The 20,315-nt window shown below is 71.1% G+C and carries 18 protein-coding genes; 13 read left to right on the top strand and 5 right to left on the bottom strand.

What is annotated here, in order from left to right:
* Positions 1-15 precede the first annotated feature (15 nt).
* Positions 16-492: an NUDIX domain-containing protein gene (locus tag ACIGEP_RS08645; protein WP_396661216.1), complete on the top strand. Its 477-nt coding sequence runs from the start codon at positions 16-18 to the stop codon at positions 490-492.
* A gap of 1 nt (position 493) precedes the next feature.
* Here the strand turns inward: ACIGEP_RS08645 and ACIGEP_RS08640 are convergent, their stop codons facing one another.
* A complete protein-coding gene (locus ACIGEP_RS08640) occupies positions 494-1,027 on the bottom strand; it encodes a ribonuclease H (RefSeq protein ID WP_396661215.1) in 534 nt (177 codons plus the stop codon).
* A 49-nt stretch (positions 1,028-1,076) separates the two neighbouring features.
* Positions 1,077-2,054, bottom strand: a complete 978-nt coding sequence (locus tag ACIGEP_RS08635) for a zinc-binding dehydrogenase (protein ID WP_396661214.1) — start codon at positions 2,052-2,054, stop codon at positions 1,077-1,079.
* Between the two features lie 67 nt (positions 2,055-2,121).
* On the opposite strand from ACIGEP_RS08635, the gene ACIGEP_RS08630 reads away from it, so the two are divergent.
* Positions 2,122-2,709 carry a TetR/AcrR family transcriptional regulator gene (locus ACIGEP_RS08630; RefSeq protein WP_396661213.1) on the top strand — a complete coding sequence of 196 codons (588 nt, stop codon included), beginning with the start codon at positions 2,122-2,124 and terminating at the stop codon, positions 2,707-2,709.
* A gap of 1 nt (position 2,710) precedes the next feature.
* Here ACIGEP_RS08630 and ACIGEP_RS08625 read toward each other — a convergent pair whose 3' ends face one another.
* On the bottom strand, positions 2,711-4,324 hold the full coding sequence (locus ACIGEP_RS08625) for a polyketide antibiotic transporter (RefSeq protein ID WP_396661212.1): 1,614 nt from the start codon (positions 4,322-4,324) through the stop codon (positions 2,711-2,713).
* A complete protein-coding gene (locus tag ACIGEP_RS08620; protein ID WP_396661211.1) occupies positions 4,321-5,235 on the bottom strand; it encodes an ATP-binding cassette domain-containing protein in 915 nt (304 codons plus the stop codon). Before ACIGEP_RS08620 ends, ACIGEP_RS08625 begins: the two co-directional genes overlap by 4 nt.
* 113 nt (positions 5,236-5,348) lie before the next feature.
* On the opposite strand from ACIGEP_RS08620, the gene ACIGEP_RS08615 reads away from it, so the two are divergent.
* The 6 genes from ACIGEP_RS08615 to ACIGEP_RS08590 all read left to right on the top strand — a co-directional run bounded on the left by ACIGEP_RS08615 (position 5,349) and on the right by ACIGEP_RS08590 (position 13,010).
* Positions 5,349-6,014 carry a GntR family transcriptional regulator gene (locus tag ACIGEP_RS08615; RefSeq protein ID WP_396661210.1) on the top strand — a complete coding sequence of 222 codons (666 nt, stop codon included), beginning with the start codon at positions 5,349-5,351 and terminating at the stop codon, positions 6,012-6,014.
* On the top strand, positions 6,011-7,537 hold the full coding sequence (locus ACIGEP_RS08610) for an MmgE/PrpD family protein (RefSeq protein ID WP_396661209.1): 1,527 nt from the start codon (positions 6,011-6,013) through the stop codon (positions 7,535-7,537). Before ACIGEP_RS08615 ends, ACIGEP_RS08610 begins: the two co-directional genes overlap by 4 nt.
* Before the next feature lie 160 nt (positions 7,538-7,697).
* Entirely contained in the window at positions 7,698-8,597 is a 900-nt protein-coding gene (prpB, locus tag ACIGEP_RS08605) for a methylisocitrate lyase (protein ID WP_396661208.1), read from the top strand.
* A 23-nt stretch (positions 8,598-8,620) separates the two neighbouring features.
* Positions 8,621-9,811 (top strand): bifunctional 2-methylcitrate synthase/citrate synthase, encoded by a 1,191-nt coding sequence (locus ACIGEP_RS08600; RefSeq protein WP_396661207.1) that lies wholly within the window; start codon positions 8,621-8,623, stop codon positions 9,809-9,811.
* A 97-nt stretch (positions 9,812-9,908) separates the two neighbouring features.
* Entirely contained in the window at positions 9,909-11,759 is a 1,851-nt protein-coding gene (locus ACIGEP_RS08595) for a hypothetical protein (RefSeq protein WP_396661206.1), read from the top strand.
* A 57-nt stretch (positions 11,760-11,816) separates the two neighbouring features.
* Entirely contained in the window at positions 11,817-13,010 is a 1,194-nt protein-coding gene (locus tag ACIGEP_RS08590) for a thiolase family protein (RefSeq protein WP_396661205.1), read from the top strand.
* Between the two features lie 24 nt (positions 13,011-13,034).
* On the opposite strand, the gene ACIGEP_RS08585 is transcribed toward ACIGEP_RS08590, so the two are convergent.
* Complete coding sequence (locus ACIGEP_RS08585; protein ID WP_396661204.1) at positions 13,035-16,721, bottom strand: choice-of-anchor I family protein; 3,687 nt, start codon at positions 16,719-16,721, stop codon at positions 13,035-13,037.
* A 143-nt stretch (positions 16,722-16,864) separates the two neighbouring features.
* Between ACIGEP_RS08585 and ACIGEP_RS08580 the strand changes: the two genes are divergently transcribed.
* The 5 genes from ACIGEP_RS08580 to ACIGEP_RS08560 all read left to right on the top strand — a co-directional run bounded on the left by ACIGEP_RS08580 (position 16,865) and on the right by ACIGEP_RS08560 (position 20,312).
* Positions 16,865-17,641 (top strand): enoyl-CoA hydratase-related protein, encoded by a 777-nt coding sequence (locus tag ACIGEP_RS08580; RefSeq protein ID WP_396661203.1) that lies wholly within the window; start codon positions 16,865-16,867, stop codon positions 17,639-17,641.
* Positions 17,638-18,042 (top strand): RidA family protein, encoded by a 405-nt coding sequence (locus tag ACIGEP_RS08575; RefSeq protein WP_396661202.1) that lies wholly within the window; start codon positions 17,638-17,640, stop codon positions 18,040-18,042. Before ACIGEP_RS08580 ends, ACIGEP_RS08575 begins: the two co-directional genes overlap by 4 nt.
* Before the next feature lie 7 nt (positions 18,043-18,049).
* Positions 18,050-18,370, top strand: coding sequence for an SH3 domain-containing protein (locus ACIGEP_RS08570; protein WP_396661201.1), 321 nt, complete (start codon positions 18,050-18,052; stop codon positions 18,368-18,370).
* Between the two features lie 158 nt (positions 18,371-18,528).
* Complete coding sequence (locus ACIGEP_RS08565) at positions 18,529-19,305, top strand: electron transfer flavoprotein subunit beta/FixA family protein (protein WP_396661969.1); 777 nt, start codon at positions 18,529-18,531, stop codon at positions 19,303-19,305.
* Between the two features lie 17 nt (positions 19,306-19,322).
* The gene (locus tag ACIGEP_RS08560) at positions 19,323-20,312 is read left to right on the top strand and encodes an electron transfer flavoprotein subunit alpha/FixB family protein (protein ID WP_396661200.1); all 990 of its coding nucleotides are present in this window, start codon (positions 19,323-19,325) and stop codon (positions 20,310-20,312) included.
* Positions 20,313-20,315: the final 3 nt, after the last annotated feature.

The following is a 20,315-nucleotide window of genomic DNA, read 5'->3' as shown; positions in this document are numbered from 1 at the left end:
GAGCGCCGCCCGTCCGTGGCCACGCACAGCGCCGGCATCCTGCTCTACCGTCTCGACGGTGAGGGCGGGGTGTCGGCGTTCGTCGCGCACATGGGCGGGCCGTACTGGGCGAAGAAGGACGAGGGCGCCTGGTCGATCCCGAAGGGGGAGCTCGAGGACGGCGAGGACGCGCTGGATGCCGCTAAGCGGGAGTTCCGCGAGGAGCTCGGCGTCGACGCGCCCGAGGCCGACTACGCCGAGCTCGGCACGTTCGCCTACTCGTCGGGCAAGCGGGTGACCGTGTTCGTGGCCGACGGCGCCGGCTTCGACGCCGACGAGTTCACGTTCGGCGAGTTCGAGATGGAGTGGCCGCCCCGCTCGGGGAGGAGCGCCTCGTTCCCCGAGGTCGACCGCGCCGAGTGGATGCCGTTGGCCCGAGCGCGCGAGCGGGTCGTGAAGGGCCAGCGGCCGGCGTTGGACCGCCTGGTGGACCTGATCGCCGAAGCCCGCTGAGTCAGCGCTTCTTCTTCGGCGCCTCGGAGACGTCGAGCTTCTCGTGGAGTCCGCCGAGCGACGACCAGGCGGATTCCTTGCCGGATGCCGCGTGTTCCGCCCCGCGCACCGCTCGCTCGTCCGCCCACTCGTTCAACACGTGGCCGCGATGCCCCCGGACGTGCTCGAGCACGACGTCGGGGAGGCCCGCCGCGCGTCGTGCGTCGCGGGCCTCGATGAGCTTCTCGAGCAGGTCGACGTTCTTCGTCGGCGCGCCCGTCGAGGTCTTCCAGCCGCGACGGCGGTGGCCGTCCATCCACTTCTCGTAGGTGTCGATCGCATACTTCGAGTCGGCCTGCACGACGAGGTCGCGTACATCGGTGTGGTCTTCGATGGCCTTCAGGAGCCCCATCAGCTCGCCGACGTTGTTCGTCCCCTGGATGACCGAGCCCGCCGCCCAGTGGCCGTCCTCACCGACCCATGCCCAGCCCGTCGGTCCGGGGTTGCCCTTGCAGGCGCCGTCGGTGGCCACGACATAACGGGAGGAATCGGTCACCCGACAACGCTACCCGCGCGCGGCACGACCGCCGCGCGCGGGAGGGGTGTCACGGGCGCAGCAGCACCTTGCCGACGCGGCCGGCGGTCAGGCTCGCACGGGCGGCGTCGCGCGCCTGCTCGAGCGGGAACGTCGCCGACACCGGGAGCGTCAGGACACCGGATGCGAGGTGCTGAGCGAGCTCGCCGAAGAGGCGGCCGCGCTTCTCGGCATCCATCTCGGTGCTCACCTTGCTGCCCCAGAATCCCTTGATCGTGATGTGGCGGAAGATGACCGGGCCCGAGGCGAGCTGCATGACTGGGGCGTCCATCGCGCCGAAGACGACGAGCGTGGCGTTCTCGCCGAGGAGCGAGAGGACGTGGCCGCTCGATTCGCCGCCGACCGAGTCGACGCCGGCGATGATCGAGGCGCCGCCGGTGATCTCGGCGACCTCGTCCTGCCAGTCGTCGGTGTCGACGGCGACGATGCGGTCGATGCCCTGCTCGGCGAGCTCGGTGACGGCGGCGCTGCGACGGACGAGGCCGATGACGTTGAGACCGCGTGCGCGGCCGATCTGCGCGACCATGCGTCCGACGGCGCCGTTGGCGGCGTTCTGGACGATCCAGTCGCCGGGCTTCAGGTCGAGGAAGTCGATGAGGCTGATGGCGCTGAACGGCATCGAGACGAGCTGAGCGGCCTGCTCGTCGGGGAGGCCCTCGGGAACGGGGATGAGGGTGGCGGCGCGGGCGACGAACTGTTCGGCCCACACGCCGAAGGTGCCGCCGGTGGCGACGCGCTGACCGACCTGGAGGTTGTCGACGCCCTCGCCGAGCTCCTCGACGACGCCGACGGCCTCGGTGCCGGAACGCGCGGGGAGTTCGGGCTTGTACCCGTAGGTGCCGCGGATCGTCCACAGGTCGTGGTTGTGGATCGGCGACGCGAGCAGACGGACGCGGACCTCACCGGCGCCGGGGGTGGGGTCGGGGACCTCGGTGGTCTCGAGGACCTCGGCCGGTTCGCCGAAGACGGGGTGGGTGACTGCGCGCATGATTTCCTCCAGGCGTCATTGTGTAACGATCGGTCTAATATAGTACGGACGGCTGAGAGGGGCATCCATGGGACGCACGGCGACATTCGACCGGGAAGACGTCGTGCGCGCCGCGCGCGACGTCTTCTGGGCGCGCGGGTATGCGGAGACGGGCATCGGCGAGCTCGAAGAGGCCACCGGGCTGAACCGCTCGAGCCTCTACCACGCGTTCGGCAGCAAGAAGGGCCTGTTCGAGGCGGTCGTCGCCGCGTACCTCGAGGAGGTCGTCCGCCGGCGCCTCGCGCCGCTGCAACGAGCGGATGCCGGGGCCGCCGTGCTCGCCGACTACGTCGCCGAGATGCGCGACGCCATCGCCGGCGGGTCGCCGCGCGCACGATCGGGGTGTCTGCTCATCAACGCCGCCTGCGGCCCGCTCGTCGACGACGAGCCGGAGCTGCGCGAAGTCGTCACGCGCTACGCGGCCGAGCTGCGCCGAGGCGTGGCCACCGGGGTCTCCGCCGCCCGACCCGACCTGTCGGAGAGCGCCCGGGCGCCGCTCGCGGAGGCGGTCGCCTCCCTCGTGATCGCGGCACTGGCCATCGCCCGGACGGATCCCGAGGCGGCCGTCCGCAGCCTCGACGCCGTGGCCCCGCTTGTCGCTGGCTGGAGCGGCTGACTCACCCGTCCGGGTGCAGCTCCCGCCGGCGGACGGCGGTGAACACGATCACGAGCCCCGCCGCGAGAGCAGCGAGGAGCCAGACGATCCCGCGGCCGTCGATCTCGTCGCCCGACAGGGTCGGCGCCGCCGCGAACGGTGACGCGTCGACGACCTGTTCCGGCAGGCCAACGATCGGGCCGAACAGTCCGACGATCGTGGCGACGGCGAGCAGTCCCCACCCGGCGGGGATCGTCGCCCGCGGCAGGACGACGAACACGGCGGCGGCGAGGATCGCCACGACGGATGCCGCGAGGGCCTGGCCGGTCGCGGTGACTGCGGCATCCCGCATCAACGTCCAGTCCGCGTCGGCCTGCGTGAGCAGTCCGACCGCGGCGCCCGCCACGGCGGCCGCCGCGACGACGAGGATCGCCAGCGCTGCGACGAGGAGCCACGACGACATCCAGCGCGCGCGTCCGAGCGCGCCGGCGCGCACCGCCTCCGCCGTGCCCCTCGCCTCCTCCTGCCGTGCGCGCAGGACGGTCTGCACGCCGGCGGCGGCCGCGAGGATGCCGACCAGCGCGAAGAAGACCGTCACGATGGACTGCGCGAGCGATCCCTGCGAGGCGAGCGAGCGGACGACGGCCTCGAGCGACGGGATCGTCCCGGCGATGCCGGAGATCACTGAGGCGAGTCGGGTCGAGAGCGCGCCCGACAGGAGCGCGCCGACGACCCACCCCAGCACCGCGCCGCGCGAGAGGCGCCACGCGAGTGCCGTCGATCCGCGGAGGCCTCGGGTCGCCTCGGCGCGTCCTTTGCGCTCGGGCAGGATGCCCTCGCCGAGGTCGCGCGCGCGATGCAGGGCGACGGCGACCCCGACGGTGACCAGCGTCAGCCCGCCGGTGAGCAGCAGGGGTGTCGGGTCGTCGGCGTCGTAGGGGCGCACGTTCTCCGCCCATCCGAACGGGCTGAGCCACGTCAGCCAGCCGCTCTCCATGCGCTGCAGATCGGCGCTCGGCGTGCCCGCCGCGTTCCCGATGCCGCAGAGGAGGTAGGTGAGCAGGATCGCCCACACTGAGATCGCCGACGCGGTGCGGGCCGTGCGGGCGAGCTGCGCCGCGACGGCGGCGACCCCGACGAACGCGAGCCCGGTCGCCGCGGCGGCGAGCCCGGACAACACGCTGCCGGCGGCATCCAGTCCGATCGTGATCAACGATGCGGCGACGACCGCCCCGAAGACGACGTTTGCGAGCGCGCCGTGGAACAGGGTGGCGGCCAATGGTGCGAGCCTGCCGGCACGTGTCGCAGCGACGAGCTCGGCACGGCCCGCCTCCTCCTCGGCGCGCGTGTGGCGCACCACGAGGAACGCGCTCATCAGCGCCGCCATCAGGGCGAGGAACGGGAGCACCAGGAACGCGAGGAACGCCCCCATGCCGGAGCCCGAGGGCAGGCCGCGGAACAACAGGATGACGGGGTTCGCGAGCGCCGCCGCGAGCAGCGCGCGGCGGTCCGCCTCCGTCCCGAACGAGCGGTCGATGCCGGCCGCCGATGCGGCGGCCAGCGCCGCCGCCCCCAGGATCCACAGGAGCAGCTGCACGCGGTCGCGTCGCAGGCGCAGCGCCAGGAGAGTCATCATCGGCGGGCGGCTTTGCGGCTCGTGTCGTCGCCGTAGTGGCGCAGGAAGAGCTCCTCGAGCGAGGGTGGCTCGACCCGGAGCCCCGTCACGCCGAGCTCCGCGAGGGTCGGGAGGATGCCGGCGACGCGATCGCTGTCCACCGTGAATCGCACCCGGTCGCCCGACGTGTCGACGTCGTGCACGCCCGGCGGGACGGCAGCGGCGTCGCCGTCCCGCGCATACGACACCTCCGTCCGCGTGAGGTGGCGCAGTTCCGCCAGCGTCCCCGTCTCGACGACCCGACCCGCGCGCACGATGCTCACCCGGTCGCAAAGCAGTTCGACCTCGGAGAGGATGTGGCTCGAGAGGAGCACCGTGGCCCCGGCACCCTTCACCCGGGCCAGCTCCTGCCGGAACACGATCTCCATCAGCGGGTCGAGTCCGCTCGTGGGCTCGTCGAAGACGTACAGATCGGCGGGCAGGGCGAGGGCGGCGATCAGCGCCACCTTCTGCCTGTTGCCCTTCGAGTACGCCCGCCCTTTCGTGCGAGGGTCGAATCGAAACTCCTTCGCGAGCCGGTCGCGCTCGCGGCGGTACGCGTCGACGTCGTCGATGCCGCGCAGGCGGGCGAGCAGATCGATCGCCTCGCCACCACTCAGGTTCGGCCAGACGGAGACATCGCCCGGGACGTAGGCGATGCGTCGGCGGAGCTGCGCACCGTCGCGCCACGGCGATCGGCCGAGCACCGAGAGGTGGCCCGAGGTCGCCTTCGAAAGCCCGAGCAGGATGCGGATGGTCGTCGACTTGCCGGCGCCGTTGGGGCCGAGGAAGCCGTGGACCTCCTCCCGGGCGACGGCCAGGTCGAGCCCGTCGAGGGCGGCGACCCTGCCATAGCGCTTGTGCACGTCCGACATCCGGATCACGGTGTCCATGAGCGGAGGATACGCCCGGGCCGCCCTGGACGGAAGATCGACAATGTGTACGTTGAGCGACTCTTCTCGCCGGCTGGAGCCGCCATTGCTTCTTCTGTGCATACAATGGCGGGATGAGCCACGGGAAGCGCGCCAGCGACCGGGCCTACGCGACCCTGCTCGACGAGATCCAGTCCGGCGCCCTCGCCCCGGGAATCGTCCTCAGTGAGACGGAGCAGGCGGCTCGCCTCGGCGTCAGCCGCACGCCGCTCCGCGAGGCGCTCGCCCGGCTCGCGGCACACGGGCTGGTCACGCAGGTGTCCCCGCGCGTCACCGTCGTCAGCGGTGTCGAGGCCGACGACATCCGCGCCCTCTTCGACGTGCGCCGCGCACTCGAGGAGACGGCCGCGCGTCTGGCCGCGCGCACCGTCGACCGCGCGGTGTTCGCGGACCTCGCCGCAGCCTTCGCCGACATCCAGGCGGCGGGCGGCCCCGCCGCGGACGCCGACGCCTACTACGCCCTCATCGCGCGCTTCGACGCCGAGCTCGACGCATCCGTGCGCAACGACTACCTCACCTCGGCGCTGCGTACCGTCCGCACCCACCTGGTCCGGGTGCGTCGACTCGCGCGCGACAACCCGGAACGGCTCACCGCCTCGGTCGCCGAACACCGCCTCATCGCGAGCGCGATCGCCGCCGGCGACGGGGACCTGGCGGCGCACGCCACCCACGTCCACCTGCACAACGCTTTGGCCTCGATCCAGGGCTCCCTGTTTGACACCCCGGAGGAAACGACATGACCGTCACCCACCACGTCCGCGTGTACCGCAGCGATGAGCCGCTGCCCCGCGAGGAGCAGCTCGCCTTCAAGATCGCGCAGGTCGCCGTCGACCCGGTCGCCGTCGCTCCCGAGGTCGTCGAGATGATCGTGAACCGCATGATCGACAATGCGGCTGTGGCCGCGGCATCCGTCACCCGTCGCCCCGTCAGCGCCGCGCGGGCGCAGGCGCTCTCGCACCCCGTGTCGACCGGCGGCCACGGCGGGACGGTGTTCGGGGTCCCGAACGAGACCCGCACGAGCCCGGAATGGGCGGCGTGGGCGAACGGCGTCGCCGTGCGCGAGCTCGACTACCACGACACGTTCCTCGCAGCCGAGTACTCGCACCCGGGCGACAACATCCCGGCGATCCTCGCCGTCGCGCAGCACGTCGGCGCCGACGGCGCTGCGCTCGTCCGGGGGCTCGCGACCGGGTACGAGATCCAGGTCGACCTCGTGCGGGCGATCAGCCTGCACAAGCACAAGATCGACCACGTCGCCCACCTCGGCCCCTCGGCCGCCGCCGGCATCGGAACTCTGCTCGGGCTCGACGTCGACACGATCTACCAGGCCGTCGGGCAGGCCCTCCACACGACCACCGCCACCCGGCAGTCCCGCAAGGGCGAGATCTCGACGTGGAAGGCGCACGCGCCCGCCTTCGCCGGCAAGATGGCCGTCGAAGCGGTGGACCGTGCGATGCGCGGCGAGACCTCGCCGTCGCCGGTCTACGAGGGCGAGGACGGCGTCATCGCGTGGCTCCTCGACGGCAAGGACGCCGCGTACGACGTGCCGCTGCCCGGCGCCGGCGAGCCGAAGCGCGGCATCCTCGACACGTACACGAAGGAGCACTCCGCCGAGTACCAGGCGCAGGCGTGGATCGACCTCGCCCGCAAGCTCGGCACCGAGCGTCCCGAGCTGCGCGACCCGGCGAACGTCGCGCAGATCGTCCTGCACACGAGCCACCACACGCACTACGTGATCGGCTCGGGGGCCGGCGATCCGCAGAAGTACGACCCCACGGCATCCCGCGAGACCCTCGACCACTCGATCCCGTACATCTTCGCGGTCGCGCTGCAGGACGGCGGCTGGCACCACGTCGATTCCTACACTCCTGAGCGTGCCGGCCGGCCCGACACCGTCGAGCTGTGGCACAAGGTCACCACGGCCGAAGACGCCGAGTGGACGCGGCGCTATCACTCGGAGGATCCCGACGAGAAGGCGTTCGGCGGACGCGTGGAGATCACCCTCGCCGACGGGTCGACCGTCGTCGACGAGATCGCGGTCGCCGACGCCCACCCCCTCGGTGCCCGCCCGTTCGCGCGGGAGGACTACATCCGCAAGTTCCGCCTGCTGGCCGAGCCCGTGCTCGAGCCGGCCGAGATCGAGCGGTTCCTCGCACTCGTCCAGCGACTGCCCGAACTCACCCGAGACGAGGTGCGTCAGCTGGACATCGTGGCCGCGCCCGGCGTCCTCGAGGCCGCCCCCGCCCCGAAGGGGCTGTTCTGATGGAGAGCGTGGTCGGCCGCGCGTTCGGTATTCAGTCCCTGCTCTCGGGGACCGGCCGTCGTCCCGCCGTGGCACCCCGTGATCCCGGGGCCTGCGGCGAGGCGCGGCAGCCGTCGCGACTGATGTCGGAACGCGGCCGCGTCGAGGCAGGAGCACGCTGATGCTCTACGCGCAGACACCGGCGCACGAAAAGCGCCGCCTGTTCCGCGAGCGGCTCGCGACAGGTGAGCTGCTGCGCTTCCCCGGCGCGTTCAACCCGCTGTCGGCCCGGCTCATCGAGCGGAAGGGGTTCGAGGGGGTCTACATCTCGGGCGCCGTGCTCTCGGCGGACCTGGGTCTGCCCGACATCGGCCTGACGACGCTGACCGAGGTCGCCGCGCGCGGACAGCAGATCGCGCGCACGACCGAGCTGCCCGCGATCATCGACGCCGACACCGGATTCGGTGAGCCGATGAACGTCGCCCGCACGATCCAGACGCTCGAGGATGCCGGCATCGCCGGGGCCCACATCGAGGATCAGGTCAACCCCAAGCGGTGCGGCCACCTCGACGGCAAGGAGGTCGTCGACGAGGGTACGGCGCTGGGGCGCATCCGCGCGGCCGTCGACGCGCGTCGCGACCCGAACTTCCTCGTGATGGCGCGCACCGACATCCGCGCCGTCGAAGGACTGGATGCCGCGACCGATCGCGCGCGCAAACTGGTGGACGCCGGCGCCGATGCGATCTTCCCCGAGGCGATGCGCACGCTCGAGGAGTTCGCCGCCGTGCGCGCCGCCGTGGACGTGCCGATCCTCGCCAACATGACGGAGTTCGGCAAGAGCGACCTGTTCACGGTCGACCAGCTGCGGGATGTCGGGGTGAACATCGTGATCTGGCCGGTGTCGCTCCTGCGGATGGCGATGGGTGCGGCCGAGCGTGCGCTCGATACGCTGATCGACGAGGGGCACCTCACGTCCCGCCTCGGCGAGATGCAGCACCGCGCCGATCTGTACGACCTCATCGACTACGAGTCGTACAACCACTTCGACACGAACGTCTTCACCTTCCGCATCGACCGATGACGGTCGAGAAAACAGGAGCGAGCATGACCGATCCCGACATCAAGAAGGGGCTCGCGGGCGTCTACGCCGACACGACCTCGATCAGCAAGGTCAACCCCGAGACGAACTCGCTGCTGTACCGCGGGTATCCCGTGCAAGAGCTGGCGGCCACGCAGCCGTTCGAAGCGGTCGCCTACCTGCTGTGGCACGGGGAGCTGCCCACCGCAGACCAGCTCGCGGAACTGCAGGCGGTCGAGCGGGCGAACCGTGCGCTCCCGGACGACGTGAGGGCGTTCATCGACGCGATGCCGGTTTCGGCCCACCCCATGGACGAGGCGCGCACGGTCGTCAGTTTGCTCGGCGCGTTCGAGACGGCGGGGATCGCCAACGTGTTGGATGCCGCGGGGACACCGGCGGAGAACCTGGACCGCAGCATCCGTCTGTTCGCGATCCTCCCCGCGGTCGTCGCCTACGGGCAGCGTCGTCGCCGCGGTCAGGAGATCGTCGAGCCGCGCGAAGACCTGGGGTACGCGGCCAACTTCCTCTGGATGACCTTCGGCGAGGAGCCGGACGAGGTCGTCGTCGACGCGTTCAACCGCTCGATGGTCCTGTATGCGGAGCACTCGTTCAACGCCTCGACCTTCACGGCGCGGGTGATCGCCTCGACGCTGAGCGATCTGTACTCGTCGGTGGTCGGCGCGATCGGGGCGCTCAAGGGGCCGCTGCACGGCGGGGCGAACGAGGCCGTCATGCATATCTTCGACGAGATCGGTTCGGCCGATGCCGTCGTGCGCTGGCTCGACGAGGCCCTCGCCGCCAAGCGCAAGATCATGGGCTTCGGGCACCGCGTGTACAAGCGCGGCGATTCGCGCGTGCCGACGATGAAGGGGGCGCTCGATGCCCTCGTCGCCCACTACGACCGCCCGGACGTCGCCGAGCTGTACGAGACGCTCGAGTCGGAGTTCGTCTCGCGCAAGGGGATCTACCCGAACCTGGACTATCCGTCGGGGCCGGCCTACAGCCTGATCGGCTTCGACACCCTCACCTTCACGCCCCTGTTCATCGCGGCGCGGATCACGGGGTGGACGGCGCACATCATGGAGCAGCAGGCATCCAACTCCCTCATCCGGCCGCTGTCGGCGTACGACGGTGCGGCCGAGCGCCACATCGACGGGTACGTGCCGGATGCCGCCGAGGTCGAGGCACTGGAACGGCCCGAGGAAGCGGCGGGCTGATCCTCCCCACACCGGACACGCGGACGTGGTATTCAGGACTTCTGCGTGATCGGGGTCGAGCCCATTTCTCCCCGGCGCGCCACCCTGGGGGGAATTCATGACCGTACGTCCTGCGCGGACGCGGGGGGCGGCGCGCATCGCGCTCGCCGCTGCCGTGACCGCTGTCCTCATCGGCTCGCTGACCGCGGCGCCCGCGAATGCCGTCTCGAAGGATCCGAAGCTGTTCTGCGACCTGCCGGGCCAGCGACTCGCGATCTCTCCGATCAGCGGTCTGAAAGACGGCCAGAAGGTCACCTGGCGCTCGACCGTCAAGGGCACGACGCCGACGACCTTCACCGGTGAGTACGTCGGCAAGCTCGAGAACGGACTCGGCACGGATGCGAACGGAAAGCCCCGCGACCTGCTCCTCGTCAAGCTCGAGGGCGACGTCGTCGACGGCGCGGACGGCTCGCTGGCGGCGGGAGTGTGGGCAGGTGCCTCGGGATCGCCGGTATACGACGCCGACGGCGCCCTCATCGGCGCGGTGTCGTACGGGTTCAGTGCGCTGCCCGACAACGTCGCCGGGGTCACCCCCGCGGCGTACATGAAGTCGATCGGCACCCTGCCGACGACGAAGAAGCTCAGCGCGTCGCAGACGCAGAAGGTGCAGGGTCTCGCCGACGAGTCGTCGTCGTCCCGCCGCAGCGCACCGTCCAGCAGCACCCTGAATCGGATCGAACCGGTCCGGGTGACGATCGGCGCATCCGCCCAGCAGCTCGACGATCAGACCGACGCGCTCGCCGACCGGGTGGCGGGATTCCGCGGGGTCACGGCGAGCGGTCGCGCCGTCCCGGGTGGGGAGCGGCGGTCATCCGACTACCCGATCGTCGCCGGCGGCAACATCGCCGTCTCGTACGGATACGGTGCGATCACCGAGGCGAGCGTCGGCACCGTCACGGCGGTCTGCGGCACCGAGGTGTTCGCGTACGGGCATCCCAACATGGGCAACTCGAAGCTCGCCGCCAACATCCACGGCGCATCCGCGGCGCGCATCGTCCCCGATCTGATGGGGTCGTACAAGCTCGTCAGCGCCATCGGCAAGGTCAAGGGCAAGCTCGTCGACGACCGCCTTGCGGGCGTCCGCGGAGTGCTCGGCGCGGGCGCGACCACGATCCCGTTGCGCACGTCGAGTGCGGTCGGCGACACCCGCACGGCCGTCTCGACGCAGGTGTCGGAACCCGACTTCCTCGCCACGGCCGCCTACGTGCAGCTGGCGGGCGAAGCCGTCCGCATGCTCGACAACGTGCAGGAGGGTTCGGCCTACGCGCAGTGGACGATCGAGTTCCGGCGTGCGAACGGCAAGGTGGGGACGATCACCAACGCCAACCGCTACTCGGATGTCTACGATCTCCCCGGGATGGTCGGCATGGGCCTCGCAGAGGACATCGCGAAGCTCCAGGCGAACCCGTTCGAGGACATCCGCATCCTCTCCGTGAACGTCGTCTCGAGGTTCGATCCCGATCACCGCGTCGCACGCCTGTCCGGCGTGCAGATGCGCAAGAACGGGGCGTGGGTTAACGTGAAGCCCGACAGCATCCTGAAGGTGTCGCGCGGATCGTCCACCTCGTTCCGCACCGTCCTCTCGCCCGTCCCCGGCTCGAAGCGCGTCACGACGTATGACACGTTCACGGTGACCATGCCCAAGGACGTGAAGAAGCTCTACAAGGTGACGCTGACCGCCCCCTACTCCGAGGACGAGTACCAGGAGAGCCGGGCGCGGAACTTCGCAGAGTTCCTGACCGAGGTCGATGCCAACTTCCGCTCCGACGTGCTCGAGAGGGAAGCGTGGTACATGCCGACCTCCGGCCCGCGCAGGACCCGCGTCGTGGACGACGTGGTCTCGACGGCTCTCGTGGCCGACGGTGCATCGTTCACGTTCCAGCTCGAGGCGCCGACCGCCGCTCGCTGAGCGCCCGGACCGGCCGTCGCCCTGTACGGGCGGCGGCCGGTTTGCGAGCATGAGGGGATGACGGACACCTCATCCGAGCGCATCGCCATCGTCGCCGGCGCGCGCACCCCCGTCGGCCGGTTCGACGGCGCGTTCCGCGACACCCCCGCCCATGAGCTCGGCGCCCAGGCGGTGACGGCGGCACTCGGCCGGTCGGGAGTCGACCCGGCGCGTGTCGGCGAGGTCGTGATCGGCACGATCGGACAGGTCGCGGGTGACGCCTACATCGCCCGTCGCATCGCGCTGGCCGCGGGTCTCGCCGACGACACCCCGGCGTTCACGGTGAACCGGCTGTGCGGGTCGGGTCTGCAGTCCATCTGGTCGGCCGCGCAGGAGCTGCGCTGGGGCGGCATCGACGTCGCCGTCGCGGGCGGTGCCGAGAACATGACGCGGATGCCGTTCTACGACATGGACGCGCGGGCGGGTGCCACCCTCGGTCACCGCCGGCTTCTGGACGGCACCCTCGCGATGCTCACCGACCCGTTCAGCGGGAAGCACATGGGGACGACGGCCGAGACAGTCGCGGAACGGTTCGGAGTGACCCGCGAGGAGCAGGACGCGTACGCCCTCGAGTCGCAGCGACGCGCATCGACGGATGCCGCCCGCGCGGCCTTCGCGGAGGAGATCGCACGGACGACGACCACCGGGCGCCGGCCGGTCGAGGTCACGGTCGATGAGCACCCCCGACCCGACACGACCCTCGAGGCCCTCGCAAGGCTTCGTCCCGCCTTCACCCCGGACGGGACCGTGACGGCCGGCAACGCCTCGGGCATCAACGACGGCGCTGCCGCGACGGTGCTCATGCGCGAGTCCGACGTGCGCGCGGAGGGCTTGTCGGCTCTGGCGACGATCGAGGCGGTCACGACCGCGGCGCTCGATCCGGCGATCATGGGGTACGCGCCGACGCTGGCCCTCAAGAAGCTCTTCGCGCAGACGGGCCTCGCCCCGGCCGACATCGCCACCGTCGAGCTGAACGAGGCGTTCGCGTCGCAGGTCATCGCCGTGATGCGGGACACGGGACTCGACTCCGAGCGGACCAACCCCTACGGCGGGGCGATCGCCCTCGGGCACCCCGTCGGAGCGACCGGGACGATCCTGACGGTTCGCGCTGCACTGACCCTGCAGCGCACCGGGGCCGAGTACGCCGTGGTCACGATGTGCATTGGCGGCGGTCAGGCGCTCGCCGCGCTGCTGCGTCGCTGGGACGGCTGAGCGCGGCGAGCGCCTGACCGGGGGTCAGACCCGCTGCCGGCGGCGGCGCACCAGCACCGCGCCGAGCACGAGCAGGACGCCCGCGCCGCCGAGGAGCGCGGCGAGCGGTGCGGCGTCGCCGCCGGTGCTCGCGAGGCTCCCGGCCAGGACGACCGTGATCGGGATGCGGATGTCGTCCTCGCCGTCGGCGGTGAGCACGAGGGTGTGCGCGCCGGTCGCGAAGTCGCCGGGGACGGTGACCGTGAACGCGGTGCGGCCGTCGGCATCCGCGGCGGGGATCCCATCGATCACGAGCGGCTCGCTGAACAGGGTGGCGCCGACCTGCCGGCCCGGCGTCAGCCCCGAGAGCTCGACGCGGAACGAGTCGCCCTGCTCGACGGTCGTCGCGCTCAGCGTGACGGTCGCCCAGGCGTCGTCGCCGCCTGTGCCCGGCTCGGTCGGCTCACCGGGCTCACCAGGCTCGCCGGGCTCCGTCGGCTCGGACACCTTCACGGCACGGCCGAGTGGAGCCGGGTCGACGACGTCGCGCGAGGCGAAGTAGTCGATGGTGGCGGCGAGGTCGATCTGGCCCGTGTCGGTCCGCGTGGTGCCCTCGGCCAAGGCCGAGAAGCCGTCGCCGCCGGCCGCGAGGAAGGAGTTCGTGACGACCGTGAAGACGTCGTCCGGCTGGATCTCCTCGCCCTGGTAGGTCATCGACGTGACCTCGCCCACGCGTCCGACGCTCTCGCCCGTGAGGGGCGCGATCTCGGTGTACTCGTAGCTGAAGCCCTCCGAGACGCCGAGGTGCAGCTTCGGGCGCTCGCCTTCGGCCTTCCACTGCTGTTCGAGGACGGCTTTCAGCTGCGCGCCGGTCAGCGGCACCGTCACCAGGGTGTTCGCGAACGGCTGCACGTCGGCCGCCTCGCGGTAGCTGACGACACCGTCCTCGCCGTAGAGCAGGTCGGCGCGGAGGCCGCCCGGGTTCATGAGGGCGATCTGCGCAGGCGTGCCGCTGTAGTCCTCGTTCGACGTGGCCCAGAGGTAGACGTCCGCGACCCCGTTGCCGAGCGAGGACTCGACGCCGCGGTCCGATCCCTCTGTGCCGCCGCGGAGGATGTCGCCGCTGATGCGGCCGACCTCCTTCGAGCCCTCCTCGTCAGCGAACGCGGTCGCGTCGGCGACGATCTCGGCGACCTCGGGATCGGCGGTGTACTCGCCCTCGGCGAGGACCTCGGTCGTGCCGGTGATCGACAGGAGCTCCTTGCTGGACCGGTCGACCTCGAGTGACAGGCGGCCCATAGCGGTGCCGTACTGCGCGGCCTGGATCACGGGTCGGGTCTCGCCGCCGGGTCCGGCGACCTCGCACGCATAGGTCTGGTGCGTGTGCGCTGAGACGATCGCGTCGATCTCCTCGGAGGCGCCACGGACCAGCGTGCCGAAGTCGGAGGGGTCGGATGCCACGACGTCGCAGTCGTTCGACGTCGCCGTTCCCGAGTGGGTCAGCAGCACCGTCACGTCGGCGAGGTCCTCGTCGGCGATCTGCGCGGCGACGCGGTTGGCTGCCTCGAGCTGGTCGCCGAACTCGATGTCGGCGATGCCGTCGGGGCTCACCATCGTGGCCGTGTCCGTCGTGACGGTTCCGATGAACGCGACGCGCACGCCGTCGACGGTCTTGACCGTGTACTCGCGCAGCGCCGGCGTCGTCGTCCCCTTCTCGTAGACGTTCGCACCGAGCGCGAGCTCGTCGCTGCCGTATCGGGGGATGACGCGGTCCGTCAGGTCGGCGAAGCCGCGATCGAACTCGTGGTTGCCGACGGCCGAGACGTCGAGCCCCGCCGCGGTGAGGGCGTCGATCGTGGGCTCGTCGTCCTGGATGAACGACGTGAAGGTCGAGGCGCCGATGTTGTCACCCGCCGAGACGAAGAGCGTGTTCGGGTTCTCCGCCTCGGCCGCGTCGACCGCGCCCGCGAGGACGGCGGCGCCGACCTCGTTCCCGTTGGCCTCGATGCGCCCGTGGAAGTCGTTGATCGTGAGGATGTCGACGTCGATCGGATCGAGGGCGTCCTCGATCGCGAACAGCGTGGTCGTACCTGAGACCTCGTTGCCGACGGCGAGCATCGGGATGCCGGTGGGCGACGCGTCAGCCGGGATGAAGGCAATGCCCTCGGGTCCCAGGTCGCCCGCCGTCGCGAGGTCGCCGCCGTCCTCCACCGACTGCGAGAAGTCGCGGTTGTTGATGTAGGTGACGAAGGCGGGGGATGCCGGGTCGGTGATGTCGTAGGCAGCGATCCCGCCCACGCGCTCGAAGCCGATGAACGCGTAGGTGCGTCCGCTCAGTTCGCCGATCACGACGCTCTCGGGCTCGGGGCCCTTGTCGTCGCTGCGGCCCTCCAGGTTCGACTCGGAGTGGTTGGAGTTGAAGAACTCCGGGGCGGCAGCCGCGGTGATCTCCTCGAAGCCCGAGCCCGAGTCCCAGACGAGCTCGCCGTCGGTCGTCCAGATCGCGAACGAGCGTCCGCCGAAGGAGTAGAGCTCCTCGTAGCAGTCGCGCGCCTCGTCGAGTCCGTTCTCGATGGTGACGTTGAGGCGACCGAGGTCGGCGTCGTCGAGGAACCCGGCGACCGGGCTGTCGTCGCAGACGGGCGAGAGGCCGTCGTCGCCGAGGTCCTTCACCCGCGCGGCTTCGACGTAGTCGCCCCATTCGCGGGCGTCGCCCTCGTTGGCCGTGACCAGGTAGGTGGTGCCGCCCGCGGTGTAGGAGTCGATCGCGTCGGGCTGGTACATGCCCTTGAGCCCCTCGTACGTGCGGAGCTCGACGGTGTCGTCGCGGTCGCTCGGGTCGAGAGCGTTCTCCTCCCGGCCATGGTCTGTGAACCCGAGGGCGTGGATGTCCGTGACGGTCGCCGAGGCGAGGTCGACGACGGCGATCGCGTTCGCCTCCTGGAGGGTCGCGTAGGCGGTGCCGCCGTCGACGGTGATGTACTCGGGCTCGAGGTTGCGGCTGACGGGGAAGTCGGCCTCGGGCGTCGGGCCGAACACACGGACGTCGGGGTCGAGCGCGCCCTCGGCCTCGAAGGCGTGGAAGTCCGCGATGCGGACGGCGCTCTGCGCCGGGGCGGTCGTCCCACCGGGGAGCGCGACGACGCCGACGGATCCCTCGGGGTCGCTGCTGAAGTCGTCGGCGGGTTCGCCTTCGTTGGCGACGACCGCGTAGGCGCCGTCCGCCGAGATGGTGACCATGTCGGGCAGTGAACCGACCTGCACGGTGCCGAGCGTGGCGGTGTCGGCGGTGGCGGCATCCGCGTCGAAGAAGACGAGGTGGCCGGGAGCGGTCTTGTCGGTCGCCTCGATGGCGACGACTCCGAGGCCGTCCTCGCGGATCGCGACGGAGTTCGCGACGCCGTCGGAGGCGATCGAGAAGAGCTTCGCGGGAGCCGCGGGATCGGAGGCGTCGAGGACGTCGACGACGCCGGCTTGCGCGTTGACGACGAACAGGCGGTCCTGGTGGGCGGCGACGATCTCGGCGGCCGAGGCGTCGAAGATCCCGGTCTCGTAGGAGCCCACCGGGGTGAAGGTGAGGGCGGCGCCCTCGGCGGAGGTGCTCACGGGGTCGGGCACGATGGCCGCGGTCGCCGAGGTGGCGGCCGTGACGGCGAGTGTGCAGGTCAGGGCGGTGACGGTGCCCAGCGCGAAGGCGCGTCGGGCGGTGCTGCGGAAGGCGTGCGAAGGCATCGGATTCCTCATGATCGGAGTGCTGCGCGAGGTGCGCCCCTCCGTCCTATCGGCGCAGGGTGTCCGGGGCGTGTCGCGAGGTGGCCGCGGGGTGAACGGAGCGTGACGGGCGGGTGGGGGCATCCGTCTGCGAGCATGGCGGCATGACGGATTACGAGACCATCGTCACCGAGACGCGCGGACGCGTCGGGTGGATCACCCTCAACCGACCCGAGGCGCTGAACGCGCTGAACGCACAGGTCATGCACGATGTGGTGGATGCCGCGGAGGCCTATGACGCCGATCCTGGGATCGGAGCGATCGTCGTCACCGGCAGCGAGCGGGCGTTCGTTGCGGGAGCGGACATCAAGGAGATGGAAGCGCTCAGCGGCAACGAGATGCTGCTCGCGGATCACTTCGGGAAGTGGTCGAGGTTCGCTGCGGTGCGGACGCCGACGATCGCGGCGGTGGCGGGGTATGCGCTCGGCGGCGGATGCGAGTTGGCGATGATGTGCGACATCATCCTCGCGGCCGACTCGGCGCGGTTCGGTCAGCCGGAGATCACCCTGGGGGTGATCCCGGGGCTCGGCGGCACGCAGCGGCTGGTGCGGGCGATCGGGTCGTTCAAGGCGGCGGAGCTGGTGCTGACGGGGCGTCAGATGACGGCGGAGGAGGCTGATCGGGCGGGACTCGTCTCCCGCGTGGTGGCCACTGCGGATCTGCTCGACGAGGCGCAGCGGACGGCGGAGGCGATCGCGTCCAAGCCGCTGCCCGCGCTCTATGCGGCGACGGCGGCGCTCGACGTCGCACTCGAGTCGACGCTCGCGGAGGGGCTGCGATTCGAGCGGCAGGCGTTCGCGGGGCTGTTCGACACAGCCGACCAGAAGGAGGGCATGGCGGCCTTCCGCGAGAAGCGGGCACCGGAGTTCGGGCACCGATGAGCGCTGTGCGTCTCGTGCGGTCGAAGGACCTCGCGGCGGCGCCCTACGCGTACGCGTCGCGGGTCGAGCCGGGTGCTGAGGTGATCTTCCTGGCAGGGACGTGTCCGCTGGCCGAGGACGGGTCGACGGTCGCGGTGGGGGATGTGGCGGGTCAGGCGCGGCGGTGCGTCGAGAACATGCTCGTCGCGTTGGATGCCGCGGGTGCCGGGCTCGCGGACGTCGCGTCGACGAGGGTGCTGGTCGCGTCGTCCGACCGACGTGATCTGGTCGCGGCATGGGATGTGGTCCGTGCCGCGTTCGGCGATCATGATGTGCCGAGCACTCTGATGGGCGTGGCCGCGCTCGGGTACGAGGATCAGCTGGTGGAGGTCGAGGTCGTCGCGGCGGTGCGCCGTGGGTGATCGGCGGATGCTGCGGGTCGACCACGAGCCGCCGGCGCGGCCGCCCGTGCAGGTCGCTGTGGGGGAGCGGGTGCAGGTCGGTCGGCGCGACGACGAGTGGCCGGCGTTCGTGTTCGTGACCGCCGAGAGCGGCTCGGGGTGGGTGCCGGCGCGTCACATCGACGAGGGCGTCGTGGTGACGGAGTACGACACGACCGAACTGCGGGCTGTGGCCGGCGACGTCGTCGAGGTCGTAGCAGACGACGTCGAGAGCGGATGGGCGTGGTGTCGCGACGTGCGCGGTCGGGAGGGGTGGATCCCGCATCGCGCGCTGGGTCCGGCGGGCTGAGGGCGGATGCCGCGGCGCGTCGCCCGGCATCCATTGCATCGCGTGACGCCACCCCGCGCGCGACACCGTCGCCGATCGTGCCTCGTGCCGCACCGCAGCACAGCGGCATCCGCCTCGGCCCCGACCGTAGACTCGAGGACGATGCCGAGGAGGAGTCAATGAAGATCGTCGTCCTGCTGAAAGAAGTGCCGGACACGTGGGGTGACCGCACGCTCGACCTCGAGACCGGTCTCGCCGTGCGCGACGCGTCGGAGCGCGTGCTCGACGAGATCGGGGAACGCGCGCTCGAGGCCGCGCTCACCTACTCCGAGGCCCACGAGGACACCGAGGTCGTCGTCATGACGATGGCGTCCGAGGCCGCCGCCGCCTCTCTCCGCAAGGGGCTCGCGATGGGCGCCCACTCCGCGGTGCAGATCGCCGACGACGCCCTGCGTGGCGCCGATCTCGGCGTCACCGCCCGCGTTCTCGCCGCGGCGCTGCGCCGCACCGGGTTCGACCTCGTCATCACGGGGAACCTGTCGACCGACGGCGTCGGCGGCGTGCTGCCCGCGATGCTCGCCGAGCACCTCGGCGTGCCGCAGGCGACCGCGCTCTCGGCCGTCGAGATCACCCCGGATGCCGTCATCGGCACGCGCGCCACCGATTTCGGCACCGCCTCGGTGACCGCCCCGCTTCCCGCCGTCATCTCCGTCACCGAAGCCCTTCCCGACGCTCGCTTCGCGAACTTCAAGGGGATCATGGCGGCCAAGAAGAAGCCCTTCGAGACGCTGTCCCTCGCCGACCTCGAGGTCGACGTCGACCCGGCATCCGCCCCGCAGTCGATCATGACGGCGATCGCGCAGAAGCCGCCCCGCCAGGCGGGTACGAAGATCGTGGACGAGGGGGATGCCGGCGAGAAGCTCGCGGCGTTCCTGATCGAGAACCGGCTGGCCTGAGGACCGAGGAGAACAACGTGACCGACTTCGCCCCTGACGCCGTCCTCGTCTGGCTCGACGTGACCCCCGCCGGCGAGCTCGCAGCCTCGGCCGCCGGCCTCCTCGGCGCTGCCGCATCGATCGGCTCCCCCGTCGCCGTCATCGTCGCCGACCCGTCGCGCCACGACGACCTCGCCGGGGCAGCGGGCGCCCTCGGCGCATCGACAGTCCTCACGGCCGGTTTCGGCGGTGCTGACACCGCTCTGACCGTGCCCATCGTCGATGCGGTGGCCGCGGCATCCGCTCTCGTGCAGCCGGACGCCGTCCTGGTGTCGAACTCGATCGAAGGACGGGATGTCGCGGGCCGGTTCGCGGCGCGCACCTCGGCCGCTGTCTGCGTCGATGCGGTCGGCGTCTCGCGCGACGACGAGGGTGTGCTCGCGCATCATTCCGTCTACGGCGGCGCGTACAACGTCACCGCCGCGGCGACCTACGGTCCGCTCGTCGTGACGGTGCGGCAGGGGGCCGTCGACGCGCGCGCGACGGCCGTCGACTCGCCCGTCGTCGTGCCGCTCGAGGTCACCGCGTCCGGTGCTCCCGCCGCGTCCATCACCGGCTTCGACGAGGCCGTTGTGGCGTCGAGCCGACCCGAGCTGCGCGGAGCGGCCAAGGTCGTCTCGGGCGGACGAGGACTCGGGTCCGCAGACCAGTTCGTCCTCGTCGAGCAGCTCGCCGACACCCTCGGCGCGGCCGTCGGCGCCTCGCGTGCCGCCGTCGACGCCGGATACGTCCCGTACGCGTACCAGGTCGGTCAGACCGGCGTGTCGGTCTCGCCTCAGCTGTATGTCGCTCTCGGCATCTCGGGCGCGATCCAGCACAAAGCGGGAATGCAGACGGCGAAGACGATCGTCGCGGTGAACAAAGATGGAGATGCACCGATCTTCGACATCGCCGATTTCGGTGTCGTCGGGGACCTGTTCACCGTCGTGCCGCAGCTGATCGCGGCGCTCGAGGCGGGAAAGAAGTAGGAG

It is taken from the genome of Microbacterium sp. NPDC077663, from assembly GCF_044542795.1.
Taxonomy (GTDB): domain Bacteria; phylum Actinomycetota; class Actinomycetes; order Actinomycetales; family Microbacteriaceae; genus Microbacterium.
Note: the sequence above shows the minus strand (reverse complement) of the source record. Positions and strands in the feature narration are given on the sequence as shown.

Coding starts and splice junctions, on each gene's coding strand:
- ACIGEP_RS08635 (WP_396661214.1), bottom strand. CDS start 2,054: ATGCGCGCAGTCACCCACCCCGTCTTCGGCGAACCGGCCGAGGTCCTC.
- ACIGEP_RS08630 (WP_396661213.1), top strand. CDS start 2,122: ATGGGACGCACGGCGACATTCGACCGGGAAGACGTCGTGCGCGCCGCG.
- ACIGEP_RS08625 (WP_396661212.1), bottom strand. CDS start 4,324: ATGATGACTCTCCTGGCGCTGCGCCTGCGACGCGACCGCGTGCAGCTG.
- ACIGEP_RS08620 (WP_396661211.1), bottom strand. CDS start 5,235: ATGGACACCGTGATCCGGATGTCGGACGTGCACAAGCGCTATGGCAGG.
- ACIGEP_RS08615 (WP_396661210.1), top strand. CDS start 5,349: ATGAGCCACGGGAAGCGCGCCAGCGACCGGGCCTACGCGACCCTGCTC.
- ACIGEP_RS08610 (WP_396661209.1), top strand. CDS start 6,011: ATGACCGTCACCCACCACGTCCGCGTGTACCGCAGCGATGAGCCGCTG.
- prpB (WP_396661208.1), top strand. CDS start 7,698: ATGCTCTACGCGCAGACACCGGCGCACGAAAAGCGCCGCCTGTTCCGC.
- ACIGEP_RS08600 (WP_396661207.1), top strand. CDS start 8,621: ATGACCGATCCCGACATCAAGAAGGGGCTCGCGGGCGTCTACGCCGAC.
- ACIGEP_RS08595 (WP_396661206.1), top strand. CDS start 9,909: ATGACCGTACGTCCTGCGCGGACGCGGGGGGCGGCGCGCATCGCGCTC.
- ACIGEP_RS08590 (WP_396661205.1), top strand. CDS start 11,817: ATGACGGACACCTCATCCGAGCGCATCGCCATCGTCGCCGGCGCGCGC.
- ACIGEP_RS08585 (WP_396661204.1), bottom strand. CDS start 16,721: ATGCCTTCGCACGCCTTCCGCAGCACCGCCCGACGCGCCTTCGCGCTG.
- ACIGEP_RS08580 (WP_396661203.1), top strand. CDS start 16,865: ATGACGGATTACGAGACCATCGTCACCGAGACGCGCGGACGCGTCGGG.
- ACIGEP_RS08575 (WP_396661202.1), top strand. CDS start 17,638: ATGAGCGCTGTGCGTCTCGTGCGGTCGAAGGACCTCGCGGCGGCGCCC.
- ACIGEP_RS08570 (WP_396661201.1), top strand. CDS start 18,050: ATGCTGCGGGTCGACCACGAGCCGCCGGCGCGGCCGCCCGTGCAGGTC.
- ACIGEP_RS08565 (WP_396661969.1), top strand. CDS start 18,529: ATGAAGATCGTCGTCCTGCTGAAAGAAGTGCCGGACACGTGGGGTGAC.